Below are 25,251 nucleotides of genomic sequence, written 5' to 3' on the forward strand. Positions count from 1 at the left end.
AGCCTCAGCTGTGTCATCAGCACCATTTCCATCAAGATCTGAGAAAAAACCAACATCTGAAGCGTCTATAACTCCGTCATTATTATCATCTTGACTACCATTACCAGCTTCATCTACATCGAATATTCCATCGTTATCTGAATCTAAATCAAAAACATCATCAACACCATCACCATCAGAATCGGCACAGTTACTTGAGAAAACACTAACAAAATCGAGCGCAGCTCCTGCGGAAGTAGAGCTACCAGGAGGAGTTGCTTCAAATTGAATCGTTGTGGCACTCGTTGTAGCTACAAATGTTTGTGAAAATAAATACCAAGTTTTTGGACCAATAATCCCGCCTATTTCTCCTTGAGCAATTGCAGAAAGCGTTTGACTGTAAAGCGATGCGTTAGTTGCATCCAATACATCAACATCTAAAGTTACATCAGTACCAGTAGTATGACCAACATCTTCTCCCCAGTAAAAAGAAAGTGTATAAGTTTCTCCTGGAATTGTATTTATAGTCTGAGATAGTACATTATTTACACCACCAGTAACATTATTGTTTCCTAATACATCTAAGTATTGATTACCATTATATGCATTGGCAAAAGTATTAGACGACCAACTAGGCGATTGTCCACCTATCCAGCCATCTAAATTCTGCGTGTAATTCCATCCTGTTAAAGTATTAGTGTTATAAGTAGCACCTATAAATGTGCCCGCTGAACTCGTGTTACTTGCATCAGGGAATTCTGCTTGACTAGAAAAATCTCTAAGTTCAAAATTTCCATTTACTACAAGATTTCCACATCCTTCATCTACGTCTAATATACCGTCATTGTCATCATCTTCATCACATAAATCCGCTATACCATCACCATCATTGTCTGGATTACCAGATGCCACAGCATCACACGGGTCGGCTGTTACAGCTAAAGTAGCACATTGGGTTTGAGAACATTCTAAATCGGGATGAGAGATCACTACACAATAATCATTCCCATTTAATGTAGGGTTTGTAATAATATTTAAGTTAGCAGTTGTTACCCCAGAATACGTGGCATCATTTACTAATGCTGTACCTCCTAAAGCAGGATCTCCTAAATACCATTGATAAGTAGTAGCCCCAGAAACATTTACAGCAGAACCACCACTATAGTTTGGTATAGTATTAGGTGCTGTTCCTGTATAATCTGTAGTAGCTGTTGCTGTAGTAGTTACTGCGAATACAGCGGTATTTCCATCAGTTTCTGATTGATTAGTTGGTGAACTATCTATTGCAACCTCTGTTGCTGTGGTTACATTTGTATTTGTACCAGTGTACGCAGTTCCTGAAGTTATTACCTGACCATTACCATCATAACCGGTCCCATCTACTTCTCCATCATTATTAGTATCTATGTGTCCTGCTTCAATTGCATCGTTACAGCCATCGTTATCAGAATCTAAATCGAAAATATCATCGACACCGTCGTTATCTGTATCTAAGGACACGCAATAACTAAGTTCATAAAACTGCATAGTCACGTCACTACCTCCTGATGCAACTTGTTTTCCTACAGTTATCTCGATCGTTGTAACTGGTCCATTAATATCTACTTCAATAGCATTATTTGGGGCATTTGCACCTCCTTGAGTACTCACTACGCTTTGCCCAGTAATAGTAATATTGGGCTCTCCTACTGGATCTACACCCACTATATTTATTGGAACATTCTGCGCTCCATTTATTGCAGTAAAATCCGCTCTATCCTGATTATCTAAACCTCCAAACTTAAAGTTTACATTATATACAGGTTCTGAGAATGTATATGTATACACAGCAACATCACCATTGGTAAAATCTGTATTGTTCGGTTGTGTTCTTACAAATGCACCTGTAACACCAGCTGCTGTATCATCTTCCACACCACCATTCCAGCCAGCACTTCCCTGTAAATCAAAAGTAGCATCAACATCAACTCCGCCATAAGCATATATGTTATTGACAACAACTGGATCACTAGAATTATCATTAAATGTTTGACCTAAAGTGACAAAGCCCGATGAACAGTCTAATTCATTAATATCTAAAATACCATCATTATCATCATCCTCATCACATAGATCACTAATACCATCTCCATCATTATCTGGATTTCCTGATGCCACTGCATCACAAGGGTCTGGGCTTATCGTTAATGTAGCACATTCTACATTTTCACATAAATTATTAGTATTTGTGATAATTACACAATATTGATTACCATCCAATGAAGCATCTGTAGATACACTAAGTACCGAAGTAGTTACACCAGAATAAGTAGCATCATCAACTAACGTAGTCCCACCTGAATTTGGATCACCTAAATACCATTGATATATAAAACCAGTAGCGGCAGTAGTTGCTGAAGGGTCTGTGAAATCTGGAGTTGTATTTGGTGCTGTACCAGTGTAAACAGAAGTACTTGTGATTGTCGCATTCTCAACACTAAAGGTCGCTGTATTACCCGCCAATTCTGATTGATTTGCTGGCGCAGTATAATTAACTTGAGTAGCTGTTGTTACATTACTATTAGTACCGCTGTAAGCTGTCGTTGCCCCTGTTACTTGGCCATTAGAGTCATAATCCGAACCATCAACTTCACCATCGTTATTATCATCTACATGACCTGCTTCTATGGCATCATTACAACCATCATTATCACTATCTATATCTAAATTATCGGTTATACCATCTTCATCCGTATCTTGACATACTACTCCAGAAATTGTAATAGAAGTTGTTGTGATTTCTGTAATAATATTTCTAGAACCATCAATATCATCAACTATTAAATTAAAAGAGCTTGTTGGTGTATCTGGTATAAATGTTGCTCCATAACCAAATTGAATTCCATTGTCTCCATTATTAAAGATTGCTTCTGAAACAGCACCTTGAGCAACTAAATTAGTAAAATTCCAACCATCGAGTTCTGCTTGAGTAACACCTGAAACTGGAGTGGCACCTGCAGGAAATGTAACAATCTGGGCAGAAGCAAGTGTATTAGTTCCACTAGTTAAATTAGACCATGTACCAGTAACATCTGCGGCTATTACATCCTTGGCTGTAGAATTATCCATATTACCAATATTGCCAAAGCCAATTGATTCTATATTAAAAGGCACACCATTGGCAGAAACCGCTGTTATTAAAAGTTTTGGTTGATCATTAGGATCATTACTACCGACCTCAAAATAGATAGTCCCATTTGTTGTATCATTTATTATTGTACCATCATTGGGACCAACTCCGAGTATATTGTTTGTACCGTTACCTCCAGCAGCAGTCAGAATAACTTGATTTCCTTGCGCATCTTCATAAACTAATCGACCTGGAGTATCAACATCACCTGTTTGACTAAGAGCCGTATTTAAATTAAATGGTGTAGCGGTAATTGGAGTACAACCTTCATTTGCATCTAAAATCCCATCATTATCATTATCTAAATCCGACGAATCAAATACACCATCACAATCTTTATCATTTTCAGAGATACTTACTTTATTATTTGAAAGATTTGTATCTGTTTGTGTTAGTCCATTTATTTTTGCACTATATGTTATAGGCAATGTAATTGACGAAACACTTGTTTCTACTGTAAGTGTTACACTCTCACCTGGTTGTAAACCAAAAATCACCCACTTATTATCTACTGAATTATATGTCGCGGATCCTGATCCTGACGAAAAAATTGCTGTGCTATTTGTGTAAGTTAAACCTGCTGGTAATGGTGCTTCTATCTCAAAATCGTTTGCATAATTTGCACTGTTATTAGTAACAGTAGTAATAATATTTATCGATGAAGATGTACATACACTTGTTGACGACTCTATATCGGCATCAATACTTAAATCTATGGATGTATTAAAACCTAAACTATCAGAATTATAAGCGGTAAAAGCTATATCAGTGTTTCCTGAGGTTGTATGTATAAACTTTACTATTTGAGCGGAATTTCCAGCAGTTATTCCAAAATCACTTAATAAAAATGCTAATACTCTGAAGTCTCGATAAGAGTTAACAGCAAATGTACTAACAACATTTCCAGTATTAGGATCAACTCTATAAATTGTCCAGTTAACCCCAGCAACTACAGGTGTAGAAGAAAAATCTACTACAACTAAATTACCCACAGTATTACCTAAATTATCAACAAACCTAAAAGTGTCACTTCCTCCTGGCGCACCAGTCTGATTTACAATTATGTCTGGAATATTATCAGTAATATTTGCTACAGAAAGTACGGTTAAATCATCATATTCAATATCTTGTGAATCAATATTAAAAAAATTTGTACTCATTTCTAGACCATTAGATCCATCCCTAACGAAATTTGTAGGAACAATAGGCGAATAGCTATAAATATAATCTGAAGCTGTATTTGTCTGATTAACCCCTCCCCAGTTATAAGCGACACCCAATAATTCTGGATTACTATAATTTATTTCTCCTGGAATGGGGAAAGCACGAAAATTCGTCGGCGTAAATGTAATTCCATTAGAGGTGAGTACTGCATCATCTACACCAGTAGAATAAGTAATTCCATTAGCTATAAACCCTAATAAATTATTTGAATCTGTGGCTATTACAGAGGACACCGTTGACGACTCAAAAAACCCTCCTTGGTCACCATATATAGTCGTAACACTTTGTTGTGCATTGACAATAAGAAATGACGATAATAAACCAAAAATAAAACTAACCTTAAGTAAGATTAGTTTATCCAAAACAAAGTCTAAGTATAAATTATAATTGATATTCTTACTAAAAAAGAATTGATTAGAAATTTTCATATTATTATAAGAGTAAAATTATGCTACAGTATTATTCTTTTTATTAAAACACCTTAAACCTAATTTGTACCAAGCATTTTCGCTAAAGCACATATTTCTTAGATAAAGCGCGTATTACTTATTCAATCTATCTGTAAAATTAAATTCAAAAATATCGTTAAAGTGACAAATATATCCGACGAAACGCATAAAAACAAATTTTTATAGAATTAATCAATAAAAAATAGATTCAATATTTATTTAAAATATATGATATATAAGACACATTAGGATGTCTACAAGTCACATTAAGATTTTGCTTTTAAAATCAAAATCTTTTTTTATGAAGAGATTAGCTATTAGTCAACTTCAAAAAAAATGTAAGAAAATCAGTTCTAAAATTTTCTTAACGCAAAATTACAAAAAAGAATAACATCTTTTTAATACTTACGAATTTGATAATAGCCTGGTTTTAAAAAAGTGAAGTTTATCCTACTAACTCGCATAACTCTATAATCTTTTTACACAATTTCGCGTAAAAAGATTATAGAATAAAAATGTGAAAATAATTTAGAAAAGTAACAACTCTATATTATTGAAAAGTACGTAATAAAAAGCTTTAGACATAAAACGATTTTATTCTTTAATAAGAAACATTGACCTTCTATTTAATTGATGCTCAGCATCTGTACATTCAACAGAGTTAACACATTTGTTTATTAACTGGGATTCACCAACCCCCTTAGCCGACAACCTATTTTTAGATACACCTTTATCAATTAACCATTGTAAAGTCGATTTTGCTCTAGCTTGTGACAGCTTTAAATTATAAGAATCTTTACCTCTAGAATCTGTGTGCGATTCTATACTAATCTTTAATTGAGGGTATTCATCTAATGCCGTTAAAATTTTAGCTAACTCTATTTCTGCATCTAATCGAATATTAGACTGATCATAATCAAAATAAATGGGCTGAAGTGTTAATTTACAGCCCAAGTCATTAGGCGGACAAGGATCTGTCTCTTTTAGGGTCATAGGCATATTTAAAACAATAGGCATTTCGATAGTTTTAGGGTTTTTAGGAGTTTCTAGTACTTTCTCTTCGGGATTATAACCATCTTTCTTAGCTCTTAAAACATATGCTTCATTACAATCTAAATTGAATGTAAAAATAGCATCATCACCAACTGTCATGGTCTGTATTACATCGTTATTACTATTTAAGAGGGCAACTTCTGCATTGGGTATTAATTCATTTGTTTCTTCATCTAATATTGGGCCTTGAATAGTAATTTGGCAACGCTCCCAAATTTGATATATGTCATCACTTTTACTTCCTCTGTCACCTTCTCTATTTGATGTAAAATACCCAATTCTATTTTCCTTTATTATAAAGCTAAAATCATCTTTAGTACTATTAATAGGTTCTCCAAACGTTACTATTTCACCGAAATCATCTTCCATTACTTTAGTAATAAAAATATCTAAACCACCCAATCCTTTGTGGCCATCACTTGAGAAATAGAGATTATCTTCTGCACTAACAAATGGAAATGTCTCTCTAGCCACTGTATTGATTTTATCTCCTAAGTTTGTTGGTGTTGTATAAAGGTCTTCACTCAAAATGTCTACATACCAGATATCAGACATACCAAGAGTTCCCGGCATGTCAGAAGCAAAATACAGTCTATCTTCATCCGGACTTAGTGCAGGATGACCAATTGAGTAACTATCATCATTAAATGGAAGTTCTTTTACATTTCCCCAAGTATCGCCAATCTTGGTAGCCTTATAAATTTTAAGCCTAACAACATGATCTTTATCCCTTCTTTTTTTACCATATAAAAAATTATTTCTAGTAAAATACATGGTATTTCCATCTTTTGTAAATACCGCAGATGACTCATGGTACTCTGTATTTACATCCCCTTTTAAAATTTCTACCTCTTGAAGATTTAGGTCTTCATCTACAACTACTTGGTATAAATCTAAAAAAGGCTGTTTATCCCATCCGGAAAGGTCTACATTTTTATCCTCAAATTCATTTATAGACTTATCACTTGAGGCAAAAACAATTTTATCCCCAAAAAATGACGGTCCAAAATCAGAAAACTCAGTATTTACTTTAATTTTTTCAATTTCAAAGAGTTTATCATGTACTCCTTTTTCGAAAAGTGTATCTGCAACATTTTTATAAGAATCTATAGCTATAGCCTTTCCGCCTTTGGACTTATAAATGGCCATTAATTTATCTGCTTCCTTATGTTGCCCAATACTTTTTAGACATTGTGCAGCTCTGAAATAATCTATTGTTACTGCTTCACTAGGAAATTCTTGTATTAAACTATAATACCATTTCGTAGCACCTGAATATTCACTATTAAAATAATATGTATCACCTAATTTTCTATAAATCTCTGCAGAATGATATCCTTTTTCAACCACCTTTAAATAAATTTCGCGCGCATCTATATAATGATACTTGTCATATTTTGCATCTGCCTTTTGAATTTTTGATATCTGAGCAAAAGAATTAGCACAAACAATAAGGCCTAAAAAGCTTAAAATAGTTTTATATATATATGTTTTCATATTTTTTATAATTTAGAAAAATCTTGGGGTTAATATTTTCTCAATTTTTTCAAAAACATCGAATTTTAAGAAAATTTCGAAAGAACCATCACTATAATCTTCAACATCAGTTGTTTGAAAATCATATCCCATACCAATAAACATCTTGTTATTAATTTGAAATCCTGCCATAGCACTTATTGCAGCATCCCAACGGTACGAAGCTCCAATCGTAAACTTATCATTGATAAGAAAATTTCCAGAAAGATCTACTTGTAGTGGAGATCCGCTAACAAACTTTAGCATAGTTGCAGGTTTAAACTTTACCTCATCACTAATACTGGCTACATAACCAGCGATAAAAAAGTAGTGTAATCTATCAATAGCATAAGCATCTGCATTGATATCATCTAAATTCTCTGAATTATAGTGCTTGGAATTCAATAAATTAGGTACAGATAAACCTAGATATAATTTATTTGTATTATAATAAACACCTGCACCAAGTTGCGGTTGTAATTTAGATTCTAAATTGTCTGAAAATTGAACGTCGTTGCTATCGTAAATATTCAATTTTGTATAATCTACATTAAGTAAATCAACACCTGCCTTAACTCCAAAAGATAGTCTTCCTTCTTCCGATAAAATTAATGAGTACGAATAATCTACCACAAGATTTGTTTCTGTTGAAGGCCCAATCTTATCCATTACAAGAGATAAACCGAGACTAGATTGCTTTAACTCACCAAATGGTTTACTTACTGTAAATGTTGCTGTTTTAGGTGCTCCATCAAATCCGACCCATTGCGATCTATACAACAAACCAAAACTTAATGCTTCTTTAGACCCAATATAACCAGGATTAATCACCTGAGTATTATACATATATTGTGTGTATTGTGCATCTTGCTGTGCATTGCCAAAATAAGCGCACATTAAAACTAATAATAAAGTGTAATAATTTTTCATACGATTTTGGGGTTTATTTTCTCTTTATATATAAATAGCCATTGTTGGTAAGGGTCTCGCTGTCTAGGAATCTTCTTAGAATGTAAAAGTAAGTTCCGGTAGGTAATTCTTCGTCCTTTTTAATGGTTGCTCTTCCTTCAGAAATACCTCTAAAGACTTTGTCGTTTATACCATACCCATCCATCTCGTAGACTAAAATTCCCCATCTATTATAGATTTTTAAATTGTTGTTCGGATAACGTTCTATACCTACAATTCTAAAAAACTCATTATCGCTATCTCCATCTGGAGAAATTCCGTTAAATATTTCGAAATCAGGGTCTAGAATATCGGGTAATAGTGTTACCGTTGGATCGTCTGGTTCTCCATCATTATTTTCATCGAAATCTTCTAAATCAAATGGATCATCAGATAAATCAGTAACTACCTCATCATCTTCATTTTTAGCAACTACAGTAGATTGATTTGTAACTTGCATATTATCTAGATCCGTTTGTGTTAATTGATACGTTGCTGTAAAGGAACTAGTATCAATATCACCTGGCATTAATACAGCTATAGGATCTCCCACGATTAAAGTACCTGGAATAGCATCTTGTACCACAACATCAAATAATGGTTTTAAACCAATATTTTCAATTTTATATGTATAAGCAATAGTTTCACCAATTTCTGCCATATTATCACCATTATCATCCATGAACACACCAACTTTTTCGAAAGACATTGAACCAGGGTTATCACATAAAACTGTATCTGTAGTATCGTCTTCCGTAACACTATCATTATCTGATAAATCACTTAACACTACTCCGTCAGAACTAATTGCCGTAACCGTAGCTTGATTCACTACAAGTTCTGCATCTATATCTGTTTGAAGTATTGAGTAATCTGCCGTATAAACCCATAACTCGTCTATATCTAACTCATTATCTAAATCAATATCTCCAGATGCTAAGACTAATACTCCACCTAACATAGAATCCACCACTTCTACAGAACTTATGGTTGTATTACCTTGGTTAGAAACACTTAATGTATAGGTAATTGTTTCACCCACACTACTACAACCATCACCATCTTCATCATTAAATACAGCTGTTTTAATTAGGGCTATATCTGCTACTTGGCATAGAGTTGTTTCAGTAGTATCATCTTCAGACGAAGCATCATCATCAGACAAATCACTGATAACTGCTCCTTCTATACTCACTCCCGTTACTGTGGCCTGGTTAAGAACAATTCCTGCATCAATTTCAGTTTGATTAACTGCGTAATCTGAAGTATATATCCATATTTCGTCTACATCTAATTCATTATCCAAGTCTGTATCTCCCGACCCTAAAGTAATTACTCCTCCCAATAATGGGTCTGATAATTCTATTGTATTGATGCTTGTATTACCTTGGTTAGTAACTGTAAATGTATAAGTGATAGTTTCTCCTACATCACTACAACCGTTTCCATTCTCATCATTAAATTCACCTGTTTTTATTAAGGCTATGTCTGAGCGTTGACATAAAGTTGTTACTGTATTTTCATCTTCTAATACACTATCATTGTCTGATAAATCACTTAAAGCATTACCTTCTAGGCTGATACCTGTTACAGTAGCCTGATTTATAACTTCTCCGGCATCTATTTGAGATTGTAGAATTGTATAATCTGCTGTGTAAATCCATATTTCATTAGTATCTAATTCATTATCTAAATCAGTATCCCCAGAATCTAGCGCAATAACTCCACCTAATAATGGATCTGATAATTCAACAGAGTTAATACTTGAATTACCTTCATTAGTAACTGTAAATGTATAAGTAATGGTTTCCCCTGCATCGCTACAATTATCTCCATTTTCATCATTAAAAGCACCCGTTTTTACTAAAGCAATATCTGCATCATCACATAAATCTAAATTTGTGGCATCAACACAACAGGCATAAACTTCGAGCGAATTAATTACACCAGCAAGTGACGCTACTGTCATCTGTACTTCATCAAAATCTACAGTTGTATTAAAGCCTATATAATAAAATGAATCTGTAGATGATGGTATAATATCAATAATTCCTAATGCATCTAAAGCTATTAAATTACTTGCTGTCTGCTGCTCTTGCTGAACATCATCAAGGTAAGTTGTAATAGTAATAGAACTCAATAATTCCGCTTCTAATAAGCCATTGGTATCTCTTATGGTATAACCAGCCATAGTACCAGCTGGATAGTCTGAAAGCACATCTTTTATAGAAAAAGATGCTGTTGCTGCAACACCAGCAGTAATGTTAATCAGTGCAAAATCACTATTATCTCCAGAAATAAGGTTTTGAGTATTATCTACCTCACAACCCACGCAAGCTATTCCGTTTATTCCGGTTAAGTTGTTATTAATTATAACTGGGTCGTTAGGATTATCTAAGGCATATGCTGAGTCACAATCTATTGGTCTGGCGCAAAAAATTTCAAGCACCATACCATAAACTCTTGTGCTGCCTAAATTTAATGATACTATCTGAGATAATGTAATTTGCACTTCATCGAAAGGTGCTGATGTAACAAAACCAACTCTTACAGACTCAGTGCCCGTTAATAGTAATCCTGAATTAACAGGTATTAATTGACTTGTTCCTGTTTGCGATTCTACTAATACTCCATCTAAATACGTTGAAATTGTAATAGCATCTAATAATTGTGAATTTAAAATTGTGGCATTTTCAATATCAAAGCCTGCATAGGTTTGAGCTGGATATTCAGCAACTTCGTCTTTAACAGCTATTGATCCTGTTGCAGCAACACCAGCAATCAAATTAATGGTTGCATAATTTCCAAGATTTGCATCAAATAGGTTATTAGTATTATTAACACTTCCAACACTCAGCAAGCCATCAATACCTGTACGTTCATTAACAATTCTTACCGGATATTCTGGTTTAGTAACTGAAATAGGCGCATTACAGCTTAATTCTGGACCTTCACAAAAACGATTAGTTACTGCATGATAAACATTGGTTGAAGAAACAACATTAAGAAGACTTGAAATAGACACTTCAACAGCATCATAATCCATTGTGGTATAAAAACCTACATAGTAAGCATCTGGTGTTAATACTGAACTTTCAATTGTCGATAAATTTATACTTGTATTTGATTCTTGTTCAACACCATCTAAGTATGTTCTAATAACAATTGCATCAAGTAAATCTGCTCTAACAACAGCATTATTCTCAATTAAAAAGCCTGCATAACCTCCTGCTGTAAAAAATTCATCACTAGTTTCATCAGTTACAGTTAAAGTATGCGTTACTCCTAAACCAACTAGTGTAGCTACTGTAGCGTAATTGTCAGTATCTGAATCAATGATGTTTTCTTCATTTGTGATTCCGCAACCTATAACACAAACACCTGTGGTAGATTCAGAAACAGTTAAATCTGTAAAGCCTGAATCAACAATAGCAACAGGCTCTATTGTATTACAAGGAACTGGAAGTTGAACACCAACTGTATTCACTGTAAATTCTGAAGTTGCCTCACAACTTAAAGCATCAGTTACTGTTACCGAATACGTTCCTGGAGATAAACCACTTACTGTATCCGTTATTTCTCCATTAGGACTCCACATATATGAATATGGTGGTGTTCCTCCTGATACGGAAACTGTTATACTTCCGTCTGATGATCCTATAGAGGTTTCATCTATAACTGTTCCTTCAATTTGAATAGTTGAATCAACATAACTACCATATACTTCAATACTATTTACAAGTGCTAAAAGTGCATTAACCGAAAGTTTAACTTCGTCATAAGTTGAAGTAGTCGTAAATCCTAATAGATAAAAACCATCTGTTGATGAAGGAGTAATATTAATTAAACCTAATGCTTCTAATGCAAGTAGATTAGCACCTGATTGAGATTCTTGAACAACTCCATCTAAGTAAGTTGTAATTTCTATTGAATTTAATAAATCTATCTCTAATAAATCATTTGTATCGCGAATAACAAATCCAGCATGACTGCCTGCAGGAAATACACTCAGTACATTCTCAACTGAAATTGAAGCTGTATTAGCAACACCTGCTGCAACATTTATTGTCGCAAAATCAGAATTATCTTCACTAATAACATTAGTAGCATTGTTAACCACACAACCAACACATGCAATACCATCCACACCAGAATTCTGGTTATTAATTATTACTGGTTGAGATGGATTACTTAATACTGTGGCTATATTACATTCTAATGAGCCTTCACAAAATGCTTCTAAAACTAGCCCATAAATTCTTGTACTTCCTAAATCTAATGTTAGTGTTTGTTGAATAGCTATCTGTACTTCATCGAATGGTAAAGTTGCAACAAAGCCAATTTGAGATCGTTCGGCTCCAGTAAACAGTAAACCGCTATCAACAGATAATAATTCTGAGCTTCCTGTTTTACTTTCTTGTAAAACACCATCTAGATAGGTTATAACAGTAATTCCATTGAGTAAATCTAAATTTAATATAGTTGAATTTTCGATATCGAAACCAGCGTAAGTATTAGCTGAATAATCAGTTAATTCATCTTTTATAGATAAACTACCTGTAGCCAAGACCCCTAAATTAAAGTCTATACTAGCATAAGAATTAGGATCTGAATCTACAGCTGCATCAGCATTAATAACACTTCCAACACCTAAGAGACCACCCATACCTGTATGTTCATCTATTATCCTAGCAGGAAAATCTGGTTTAGTAAGTACGGTTGGGGTATTACACTCTAATGCTGGACCTAAACAAAAATCGTTAGTTACAGCATAGTATACGTTAGTAGTAGTCGATACACCTGCTAAACTAGATATTGAAATTTCCACAGTATCAAAATCTTCAGTGGTGTAAAAACCTACATAGAATTGATCACCAACTAACAAAGCACTATTTATTGTGGCTAAAGAGTTACTCGATTCGGATTCTTGTTCAATTCCATCCAAATATGTTCTAATAACAATCGCGTCTAGTAAATCTAATTGTAAAACTGAATTGTTTTCAATTAAAAATCCTGCAAAACCGCCAGCACTATAAAACTCGTCTACAGTATTATCTGAGACAGTAAGTGTATGGGTTACACCCAAGCCAATAGCAGTGGTTAAAGAAGCAAAATTACTTTGATCAACATCTATTAAATTATCTGCATCCTGAACACCACAACCCAAGACACATATGCCAGTCGTAATGGATGTTACATTTAAATCGTCTTGTTCTGGTAACGAAATAGGAACGGGTAAATCTGTGTTACAGGGAATAGTAATTGGACCAAAAATAGGATTGCTCTCTTCGTAAAAGCCATGATTATCAACATGTGCAAAAGAAGAGAAGACCAATGCAATTACCATCAAAAAAAGCATTGAATTTACTCGAAAGACTTTTCTAAAAACAAAGTAGTGATAAGTAGGTGTTGACATAATTTATTAGTATTTGAGATTAAAATCTAAATTACATTTACAAGCAATTGGCCAAATATTCAGCCGATTCCTGTAAAATTGAACACGACGCATGCGTTAACATAACATCCTTTATTACAAGGACCTATCGCATTAGTGTTCATTAATAAATTATTTCTTAAGGGGAAATAAATTTAAATGATTAGTCAACATTTAAAAATTAATGTAATCAAAAGGACCATTACCGATTTGTAATATAAATCACACTTGATTATTTAACAATTTAACATTTAGACTACTGTATCCTCAAGGAAATTCATATTTTTTCGATGAAATACACTTTTTTTTAACATTTAGCACTTGTTATAACGATTAACCAATTTGTAAAAAATTGATTGTTAAATTTTATTCTGAACAACTTAACATCCAAATTTTCAATTTATAATTTGTTCCCTAACATTTTTTCAATTGTATATATTAGTATCTTCGCAATCATTTTAAATTTTATTATGAGTTTTATAAAAGAGATTGACAGACGACGAACTTTTGGCATTATTTCGCATCCAGATGCAGGTAAAACAACTTTAACTGAAAAGTTATTACTATTTGGTGGAGCTATACAAGAAGCTGGTGCTGTAAAAAGTAATAAAATTAAAAAAGGTGCTACAAGTGATTTTATGGAAATAGAACGTCAGCGTGGAATTTCTGTCGCTACTTCTGTATTAGCTTTTGAGTATAATGGCATTAAAATTAACATTTTAGATACACCAGGACATAAGGATTTTGCAGAAGATACCTTTAGAACCTTAACAGCAGTAGATAGTGTAATCGTAGTCATTGATGTTGCTAAAGGTGTTGAGGAACAAACAGAAAAATTGGTTGAAGTATGTAGAATGCGCAACATACCAATGATTGTGTTTATTAATAAGTTAGATCGTGAAGGAAAAGATGCATTTGATCTTTTAGATGAAGTTGAGCAAAAACTAGGATTAAAAGTGACTCCATTAAGTTTCCCAATTGGTATGGGTTACGATTTTAAAGGCATCTATAATATTTGGGAAAAGAATGTTAATCTATTTAGTGGAGATAGTAAGAAAGCTATTGATGATACTGTTGAGATTTCTAATTTAAAATCTGAAGAGTTAGATAATTTAATAGGAGAAAAAGCTGCCCAAACACTAAGAGATGAAATTGAATTAGTAGATGGCATATACCCTAAATTTGATAAAGAAGAGTATCTAAATGGTGATTTACAACCTGTATTTTTTGGTTCTGCTTTAAATAATTTTGGAGTTAGAGAATTATTAGACTGTTTTGTTGAAATTGCACCTAAACCAAGACCTAAGCAAAGTGAAGAACGTTTAGTAAAACCAAATGAAAAAACTTTTAGTGGATTTGTATTTAAAATACATGCCAATATGGATCCCAATCATAGAAACAGATTAGCATTTGTAAAGATTGTATCTGGTGAGTTTAAACGTAATACCCCTTACCTACATGTAAGACATAACAAAAAATTAAAATTTTCTAGCCCAAACGCGTTCTTTGCAGAAAAGAAAGAAATTGTAGATATATCATATCCTGGTGATATAGTAGGTTTACAAGATACTGGTAATTTTAAAATTGGTGATACTCTAACAGAAGGAGAAATTATTAATTATAAAGGTGTGCCTAGTTTTTCACCCGAACATTTTAGGTATATTAATAATGCTGACCCAATGAAATCTAAACAGCTCTATAAAGGTATTGATCAGCTAATGGATGAAGGAGTCGCTCAATTATTTACTTTAGATTTGAATGGAAGAAAAGTTATCGGAACGGTTGGTGCCTTACAATACGAAGTAATTCAATATAGATTAGAGCATGAATATGGTGCGAAATGTACTTACGAAAACCTTAATGTGCATAAAGCTTGTTGGGTTGAAACTGACAACGAAAAGAGTGAAGAATTTAAAGAATTCTTGAGAGTTAAGCAACGTTTCCTCGCTAGAGACAAGCATAATCAACTGGTATTTTTAGCAGATTCTATGTTTTCTTTACAAATGACACAGCAAAAGTATCCAAGCATTACGTTCCATATGACGTCAGAATTTAAATAAATAGAGCAAGTATTTCGTCGAATAGTGATAAATTTTAATGCATTTTATCGAATTATTTTGCTTTTTATCGTTATTTAAACTATTCTTGAGTGTCAATTTATACATTGATATAAAGATTAACCCCAAACTAATCTACTTATTATGGAAACTAATGCAAACGTTTACAGTAACGATAAGATTACTGTGACCTACGAACCGAGCTGTTGTGCAAATGCAGGCATTTGTGCATTACAACTTTCAGATGTATTTAGAAAATCTGTGATTCCTTGGATAGATTTAGAAGGAGCGCAAACTGATGCAATTATAAATCAGGTAGATAAATGTCCATCTGGTGCATTAAAATATTATCTGCACAAAAAAGATGTTGCCTAAAACAACTTAAGCAACTAAAAAGCCCTTTGAATTAAATTCAAAGGGCTTTTTAGTTTGTAAAATGCTCAATTTAGCAGTTAAAATTCATTTTAAGCGTTTTAAGACGATTAATTCATAAAGAACTACATTTATATGTAGTGATTTTAAAAACATTTTAAACCACGCTTAAACTAAATCAAATTTAATTGAGAAAAACTATTAAAACTACTTCTCATATCTATTTTTAATATAGTTAATATCTATTCCAATTCTTAAGCTTGGCCAGTTGGTCCAAAATTTAATGGTAAAGGTGGTTTGCTCGTAATTAAACATTTCGAGAACCACTTTAACATATTCAAGCTTTGTATGAATTCTTACAATTAAGCTTGACCGGTTGGTCCAAAATTTAATGGTATAGGTGGTTGCTCGTAATCCTTAATTTCACCATGGGCTTTTTCAAAACGTGTAACATTATCTCCTAATGCTTTTAATAATCGTTTTGCATGCTGTGGTGTCAAAATTATTCGAGATTTAACTTTACTTTTTGGAGTACCAGGCATAATACTTACAAAGTCCACCACAAATTCTGAAACGGAATGATTAATAATTGCTAGGTTTGAGTAGGTACCTTCAGCTATTTTCTCATCTAATTCTATATTAATTTGTCCTGGTTTAGGATTTTTCTTTTCGTCTGCCATAATATTAAAAACTTTTTATTACTATTATTTATTAAAAAGCCTTCATACAAATTAATGCGTGAAGGCTTATAGTATATAGATTCCTGCCTTCGCAGGAATGACAATTACTAGTTGAAGTTCATCTCTTCTTTAGCTTTCATCATTTCATTAAACTCTTCTTTAGAACCAACGATGATGTGCTCATATTCTCTCACACCTGTACCTGCTGGTATTCTATGACCAACAATTACGTTTTCTTTAAGTCCTTCAAGAGTATCAACTTTACCATTTACAGCTGCTTCGTTAAGAACCTTTGTTGTTTCTTGGAACGATGCTGCAGATATAAACGATTTAGTTTGTAATGAAGCTCTAGTAATACCTTGTAAGATAGGAGTTGCAGTCGCTGGACTTACATCTCTTGCTGTTACAAGATTCTTATCTTCTCTACGTAAGCTAGAGTTCTCATCTCTTAAAGTTCTTACAGATACAATCTGACCAGATTTTAAATTCTCTGAGTCACCAGCATCTTCAACCACTTTCATTCCGAACATCTTATCGTTTTCTTCAATGAAATCTGATTTGTGAACTAATTGATTTTCTAAGAAAATTGTATCCCCAGAATCAATAATTCTAACTTTACGCATCATCTGTCTTACAACAACTTCAAAGTGCTTATCATTAATCTTTACACCTTGTAAACGATATACTTCTTGTACTTCGTTAACTAAGTATTGTTGTACAGCAGAAGGGCCTTTAATATTTAAAATATCGTTTGGTGTTATAGAACCATCAGATAAAGGCATACCAGCTTTTACATAATCATTTTCTTGTACAAGAATCTGATTAGATAATTTCACTAAGTACTTTTTAACTTCTCCTAATTTAGATTCAATGATAATCTCACGGTTACCACGTTTAATTTTACCAAAAGAAACCACACCATCAATCTCACTTACTACAGCAGGATTAGAAGGGTTACGTGCTTCAAATAATTCAGTTACACGAGGAAGACCACCCGTAATATCACCTGCTTTTGCAGACTTACGAGGTATCTTAACTAAAATCTTACCGATTTCAATTTTATCTCCATCATCAATCATAATGTGAGCTCCAACTGGTAAGTTGTAAGAACGTATAGTTTCACCTTTAGAATCTTCAATCAATAAAGTTGGTATCAACTTCTTGTTTCTAGATTCTGAGATTACTTTCTCTTGGAAACCTGTTTGCTCATCTATCTCAACTTGATAAGTGACACCTTGCTCAATGTTTTCATACTTCACTTTACCAGCAAATTCTGAAATAATTACACCGTTGTAAGGATCCCACTGACAAATTACATCACCTTTCTTAACCTTGTCACCTGGTTTCACATATATAAATGAACCATAAGGAATATTATTTGTACTTAAAACAATTCCTGTTTTAGCATCTACTAATTTAAGTTCTGAAGTTCTAGAAATAACAACATCAACTTCGTTTCCTTCGTTATCTTTAGATTTTACAGTTTTAAGATCTTCAATTTCAGCAACACCATCAAACTTAACTGTTAATTTATTCTCTTCAGAAATGTTACCTGCAATACCACCTACGTGGAATGTACGTAATGTTAACTGAGTTCCTGGCTCACCAATAGATTGAGCAGCAACTACACCAACAGCTTCACCTCGTTGTACCATTTTACCTGTAGCTAGGTTACGTCCGTAACAACTAACACAAATACCTTTTTTAGCTTCACAAGTTAATGGTGAACGTACTTCAATAGATTCTATTGCAGAATCACCTATTTGCTTAGCAATAACGTCATTAATATGACCACCAGCTTCTACTAATAGCTCTTCTGTATGCGGATCGTAAACATCATTTAATGATGTTCTACCAACAATTCTAGCTTCAAGTTTTTCAACGATTTCTTCGTTTTTCTTAAGTGCAGAAACTTCGATTCCTCTAAGTGTACCACAATCTTCTTCGTAAACAATGACATCTTGAGAAACATCTACTAAACGACGTGTTAAGTAACCTGCATCGGCAGTTTTAAGAGCCGTATCTGCAAGACCTTTACGTGCACCGTGAGTAGAGATAAAGTATTCTAAAATTGAAAGTCCCTCTTTAAAGTTAGAAAGAATTGGATTTTCAATAATTTCACCACCACCTGCATTAGATTTTTTAGGCTTAGCCATTAATCCACGCATACCAGTTAACTGACGAATTTGTTCTTTAGAACCCCTTGCGCCAGAATCTAGCATCATAAACACCGAGTTAAATCCTTGCTGGTCTTCTCTAATACGCTTCATAGACAATTCTGTCAATTCTGCATTTGTAGATGTCCAGATATCAATAACTTGGTTATAACGTTCATTGTTAGTTATAAGTCCCATGTTATAGTTACCCATAATACCATCAACCTGCTTATTTGCAGCATCAATCATGGTGTGCTTTTCTTGTGGAATAATAATATCACCTAAACTAAATGATAATCCACCTTGAAATGCAAATTTATATCCTAAAGTCTTAATCTCATCTAAGAACTCAGCTGTTTCAGGAACAGAAGTTACTTTAAGAATACCGTGAATAATTTCACGTAAAGATTTCTTAGTTAATACTTCATTTATATATCCTGCTACCTCTGGTACTTTTTCGTTAAAAAGTACACGACCTACTGTAGTTTCAATAATTTGAGTTGTTAACTCTCCTTCTTCATTGAAATCTTTAGTTCTTACTTTAATTCCAGCATTAAGGTCAACTTTCTTCTCGTTATAAGCAATAGTTACTTCTTCTGGAGAATAGAATGTTAAGCCTTCACCTTTAACTGTATAAGTATCATCAGTTTTACGAAGTTTGGTCATGTAATAAAGTCCAAGAACCATATCCTGAGATGGTACTGTTACTGGCGAACCGTTTGCTGGGTTTAATATATTGTGAGAAGCTAACATTAAAAGTTGTGCTTCTAAGATTGCTTCTGGTCCTAATGGTAAATGCACCGCCATTTGGTCACCATCGAAATCGGCATTAAATGCAGTACAAACTAATGGGTGTAACTGAATTGCTTTACCTTCAATCAACTTAGGTTGGAATGCTTGTATACCAAGTCTGTGTAACGTAGGAGCACGGTTTAGCAATACTGGATGTCCTTTAAGAACATTCTCTAAGATATCCCAAACTACAGGCTCTTTTCTATCTATAATTTTCTTTGCAGATTTTACAGTTTTCACAATACCTCTTTCTATCAGTTTTCTGATAATAAATGGCTTGTATAATTCCGCTGCCATATCTTTTGGCAGTCCACATTCAAATAATTTTAATTCTGGTCCAACAACAATTACAGAACGTGCAGAATAATCAACACGCTTACCAAGTAAGTTCTGACGAAAACGTCCTTGCTTACCTTTAAGTGAATCTGATAATGATTTTAATGGTCTGTTTGAATCTGTTTTTACTGCAGATGACTTACGTGTGTTATCAAATAATGAATCTACAGATTCTTGTAACATACGCTTTTCATTACGTAAAATCACTTCTGGTGCTTTTATCTCAACTAACCTCTTAAGACGGTTGTTACGGATAATTACACGACGGTATAAATCATTTAAATCAGACGTTGCAAAACGACCACCATCTAAAGGCACTAAAGGTCTTAATTCTGGTGGAATTACAGGCACAGCCTTCATAATCATCCACTCAGGTCTGTTTTCTCTATTTTCGTTAGAATCTCTAAATGCTTCTACTACTTGTAAACGCTTTAAAGCTTCAGTTTTACGTTGTTTAGATGTTTCATTATTAGCCTTGTGTCTTAAATCGTATGATAACTGATCTAAATCAATACGAGCCAATAAATCGATAAGACACTCAGCACCCATCTTAGCGATGAATTTGTTAGGATCTGTATCATCTAGATATTGGTTTTCTTGTGGAATAGATTCTAAAATATTTAGATACTCTTCTTCTGTTAAGAAATCCATTTTTTGAACTGGTTCCCCTTCAGCATTCATTGCAATACCCGGTTGGATAACTACATAACGCTCATAATAGATAATCATATCTAATTTCTTAGATGGTAATCCAAGTAGGTAACCTATTTTATTTGGTAACGAACGGAAATACCAGATATGAGCTACAGGTACAACTAAATTAATGTGCCCTACTCTATCTCTACGTACTTTCTTTTCTGTTACTTCTACACCACAACGGTCACAAACGATACCTTTGTAACGTATTCTTTTATATTTACCACAAGCACATTCAAAATCCTTTACAGGACCAAAAATACGCTCACAGAACAAACCATCACGTTCTGGTTTGTGTGTTCGATAATTAATAGTTTCTGGCTTTAATACCTCTCCTCTAGATGCTGCTAAAACAGACTCAGGTGAAGCTAAACCAATAGAAATTTTATTAAATTTCTGTACTGTATTCTTATCTTGTCTTCTTGCCATGTTCTTTATAGTATTCAGTCTTCAGTCTTCAGTATGCAGTGATTACTACATACTGACGACTGCCTACTATTTTTTATTCTTCTAATCTAATATCTAATCCTAAACCTTTCAATTCGTGCATAAGTACATTGAATGATTCTGGAAGTCCTGGTTCTGGCATTGGCTCACCCTTAACGATAGCTTCGTAAGTTTTTGCTCTACCAATAACGTCATCTGATTTTACAGTTAAGATCTCACGTAGTGTACTAGATGCTCCATAAGCCTCAAGTGCCCAAACCTCCATTTCTCCAAAACGCTGACCACCAAATTGTGCTTTACCACCTAATGGCTGTTGTGTAATTAATGAGTAAGGTCCAATAGAACGTGCGTGCATTTTATCGTCAATCATGTGACCAAGTTTAATCATATAGATAACACCAACTGTTGCTGGTTGATCAAAACGATCACCTGTTCCACCATCATATAGATAAGTATGACCAAATCTTGGAATACCAGCTTCGTCTGTATATTCATTAATCTGATCTAAAGTAGCACCATCGAAAATTGGTGTTGCGTATGTTCTTCCTAAATCTTGACCAGCCCAACCTAATACGGTTTCGTATATCTGACCAATATTCATACGAGAAGGTACACCAAGTGGATTTAATACAATATCTACTGGAGTTCCATCTTCTAAGAACGGCATATCTTCTTGACGAACGATACGGGCAACAATACCTTTGTTACCGTGACGACCTGCCATTTTATCACCAACTTTAAGTTTACGTTTTTTAGCGATGTAAACTTTAGCTAATTTAATGATACCTGCTGGTAACTCATCACCTACAGAAATTGTAAACTTCTCACGTCTTAATGATCCTTGTAAATCATTTTCTTTAATCTTATAATTGTGGATTAAGTCTGCAACAAGTTCATTTGTATGATCGTCTGTAGTCCATCTACCAGAAGTTAAATGTGTGTAATCATCTACAGCATTTAACATCTTTAACGTATATTTCTTACCCTTAGGAATAATTTCTTCTCCTAAATCATTATAAATACCTTGAGCCGTTTTACCATTAACAATGTTAAATAATTTCTCTACAAGAATATTTTTAAGATCATCAAATCTGTTATCGTAAGCATCTTCTAGCTTTTCGATATCTTCTTTATCTTGAGCTCTTTTACGTTTATCTTTTACTGCTCTAGCAAATAATTTCTTATCGATAACAACACCTCTTAATGATGGAGACGCTTTTAAGGAAGCATCTTTTACATCACCAGCTTTATCACCAAAGATAGCTCTAAGAAGTTTTTCTTCTGGAGTTGGATCAGATTCTCCTTTAGGTGTAATCTTACCAATTAAGATGTCACCTGGCTTAATTTCCGCACCAATACGAATCATACCATTCTCATCTAAATCTTTAGTAGCTTCTTCAGATACATTAGGAATATCATTAGTTAACTCTTCGTTACCTAACTTAGTATCTCTAACATCTAATGAATACTCATCGATATGAATAGATGTAAATACATCTTCTCTAACTACTTTTTCAGAAATTACAATCGCATCCTCAAAGTTATACCCTTTCCAAGGCATAAAGGCTACTTTCATATTTCTACCAAGTGCTAATTCACCATTTTGAGTTGCGTAACCTTCACAAAGTACTTGACCTTTAGCAACTTTATCTCCTTTTTCTACGATTGGCTTTAAGTTAATAGAAGTACCTTGATTCGTTTTTCTGAACTTTACTAAAGGATAAGTTTTAGTATCACTATCGAAACTAACCATTCCTTCTTCTTCAGTACGTTCGTACTTAATTGTAATTTTTTCAGCATCAACATACTCAACTGTACCAGCTCCTTCAGCATTAATTAATACTCTAGAATCTGATGCAACTTGACGCTCTAAACCTGTACCTACAATTGGTGCTTCAGGACGCAATAATGGTACGGCCTGACGCATCATGTTAGATCCCATTAATGCACGGTTGGCATCATCATGCTCCAAGAATGGAATTAAAGATGCTGAAATCGATGCAATTTGATTTGGTGCAACGTCAGTGTAATTTACACTTGTAGGTTCAATTACTGGGAAATCACCTTCTTGACGAGAGATAATTTTCTCTGGTAGTATTTTACCTTTTTCATCTACTTCTATAGTTGCTTGTGCAATTAACATATCTTCTTCCTCTTCGGCACTTAGATATGTTGGTGCATTTTTAATATCTACAACACCATCTTCTACCTTTCTATATGGAGTTTCAATGAATCCCATAGAATTTACTTTCGCAAATACAGATAAAGAAGATATTAAACCAATGTTTGGTCCTTCTGGTGTTTCAATAGGACATAAACGTCCGTAGTGAGTATAGTGAACATCACGTACTTCGAAACCTGCTCTTTCTCTTGATAAACCACCTGGTCCTAATGCTGAAAGACGACGCTTGTGCGTAATCTCTGCAAGAGGATTCGTTTGATCCATAAATTGAGACAGCTGGTTTGTACCAAAGAATGAATTAATTACGGACGATAACGTCTTAGCATTAATTAAATCTATTGGAGTAAATACTTCGTTATCACGTACATTCATACGCTCACGAATAGTACGTGCCATACGCGCTAAACCAACACCAAACTGAGAAGATAACTGCTCACCCACTGTACGTACACGACGGTTAGATAAGTGATCGATATCATCAATCTCTGCTTTAGAATTGATAAGCTCAATTAAATATTTAATGATAGTTATAATATCTAATTTGGTCAAAACTTGCTTGTCCATTCCGATATCTAACTGTAATTTTTTGTTCATTCTGTAACGACCTACTTCACCTAAAGAGTAACGTTGATCAGAGAAGAATAATTTATCAATAATACCACGTGCTGTCTCCTCATCTGGCGGCTCAGCATTACGTAATTGACGGTAGATGTGCTCAACAGCTTCTTTTTCAGAATTTGTTGGGTCTTTTTGTAATGTATTATGAATGATTGCATAATCTCCTTGTTGCGCACCTTCTTTGTGTAAAAGAATAGTTTTTACTTCTGCTTCAAGGATTTCTTCAATATTGTCTTTGTCAATAATTGTGTCACGATCTAATACAATTTCGTTACGTTCAATAGATACAACTTCACCTGTATCTTCATCAACGAAATCTTCGTGCCAAGTATTAAGTACACGAGCCGCTAGCTTGCGACCAATAACTTTCTTTAATCCAGATTTAGAAACTTTTACTTCTTCAGCAAGATCAAAAATTTCTAAAATATCTTTATCTCGCTCAAATCCGATTGCACGGAAAAGCGTTGTTACAGGTAACTTTTTCTTTCTATCAATGTAAGCATACATTACTTGATTGATATCTGTAGCAAATTCAATCCAAGATCCTTTAAAAGGAATGACTCTTGCAGAATATAATTTTGTTCCATTAGCATGGAAAGACTGGCTAAAGAATACACCAGGTGATCTATGCAATTGTGAAACTACAACTCGCTCAGCACCATTGATACAAAATGTACCACTTGGTGTCATGTAAGGAATAGTACCTAAATATACGTCTTGAACGATTGTTTCAAAATCCTCATGTTCAGGATCTGTACAATATAATTTCAATCTTGCTTTTAAAGGCACACTATATGTTAATCCTCTTTCTATACATTCTTCTATTGAATATCTAGGTGGATCAATAAAGTAATCTAAAAATTCTAATACGAATTGATTACGTGTGTCTGTAATTGGAAAATTTTCCATGAAGGTATTGTACAAGCCTTCATTTCCTCTTTCTTCTGACTTTGTTTCTAATTGGAAAAAATCCTGGAAGGATTTAATTTGAATATCCAAAAAGTCTGGGTAATCTGTTCTATTTACAATAGAAGAGAAATTAATTCTTTCAGCCTTTTTTGCTAACATTGATGAACGAGATTTTTATTAAAAAATACTAATAAATGTATATAACGTTTATATACACAAAAGGGTTTAGGTCTTA

General features: G+C 33.7%; 9 protein-coding genes. 2 read left to right on the top strand and 7 right to left on the bottom strand.

The genetic code is table 11. From position 1 onward, the window contains the following. The 4 genes from H8K90_RS00005 to H8K90_RS00020 form a co-directional block, all read right to left on the bottom strand. Positions 1 to 4,734: beta strand repeat-containing protein (locus H8K90_RS00005; protein WP_186843899.1), on the bottom strand; the 4,734-nt coding region annotated here is incomplete at its 3' end. A gap of 681 nt (positions 4,735 to 5,415) precedes the next feature. Then, a complete protein-coding gene (locus H8K90_RS00010) occupies positions 5,416 to 7,371 on the bottom strand; it encodes an OmpA family protein (RefSeq protein WP_186843900.1) in 1,956 nt (651 codons plus the stop codon). Between the two features lie 12 nt (positions 7,372 to 7,383). Then, positions 7,384 to 8,319 carry a PorP/SprF family type IX secretion system membrane protein gene (locus H8K90_RS00015; protein WP_186843901.1) on the bottom strand — a complete coding sequence of 312 codons (936 nt, stop codon included), beginning with the start codon at positions 8,317 to 8,319 and terminating at the stop codon, positions 7,384 to 7,386. A gap of 13 nt (positions 8,320 to 8,332) precedes the next feature. Then, the gene (locus H8K90_RS00020) at positions 8,333 to 13,753 is read right to left on the bottom strand and encodes a DUF7507 domain-containing protein (RefSeq protein ID WP_186843902.1); all 5,421 of its coding nucleotides are present in this window, start codon (positions 13,751 to 13,753) and stop codon (positions 8,333 to 8,335) included. Between the two features lie 488 nt (positions 13,754 to 14,241). On the opposite strand from H8K90_RS00020, the gene H8K90_RS00025 reads away from it, so the two are divergent. Both H8K90_RS00025 and H8K90_RS00030 read left to right on the top strand, forming a co-directional pair. Further along, entirely contained in the window at positions 14,242 to 15,831 is a 1,590-nt protein-coding gene (locus tag H8K90_RS00025; RefSeq protein ID WP_186843903.1) for a peptide chain release factor 3, read from the top strand. A gap of 141 nt (positions 15,832 to 15,972) precedes the next feature. After that, positions 15,973 to 16,203: a (4Fe-4S)-binding protein gene (locus tag H8K90_RS00030; protein ID WP_186843904.1), complete on the top strand. Its 231-nt coding sequence runs from the start codon at positions 15,973 to 15,975 to the stop codon at positions 16,201 to 16,203. 359 nt (positions 16,204 to 16,562) lie between these two features. On the opposite strand, the gene H8K90_RS00035 is transcribed toward H8K90_RS00030, so the two are convergent. The 3 genes from H8K90_RS00035 to rpoB form a co-directional block, all read right to left on the bottom strand. Then, positions 16,563 to 16,880: a DUF3467 domain-containing protein gene (locus H8K90_RS00035; RefSeq protein WP_186843905.1), complete on the bottom strand. Its 318-nt coding sequence runs from the start codon at positions 16,878 to 16,880 to the stop codon at positions 16,563 to 16,565. A 107-nt stretch (positions 16,881 to 16,987) separates the two neighbouring features. After that, a complete protein-coding gene (rpoC, locus tag H8K90_RS00040) occupies positions 16,988 to 21,289 on the bottom strand; it encodes a DNA-directed RNA polymerase subunit beta' (protein ID WP_186843906.1) in 4,302 nt (1,433 codons plus the stop codon). Positions 21,290 to 21,362: 73 nt separating this feature from the next. After that, complete coding sequence (rpoB, locus tag H8K90_RS00045; protein ID WP_186843907.1) at positions 21,363 to 25,175, bottom strand: DNA-directed RNA polymerase subunit beta; 3,813 nt, start codon at positions 25,173 to 25,175, stop codon at positions 21,363 to 21,365. Positions 25,176 to 25,251 lie beyond the last annotated feature (76 nt).

This window comes from Winogradskyella echinorum (genome assembly GCF_014297365.1).
Classification (GTDB): Bacteria; Bacteroidota; Bacteroidia; order Flavobacteriales; family Flavobacteriaceae; genus Winogradskyella; species Winogradskyella echinorum.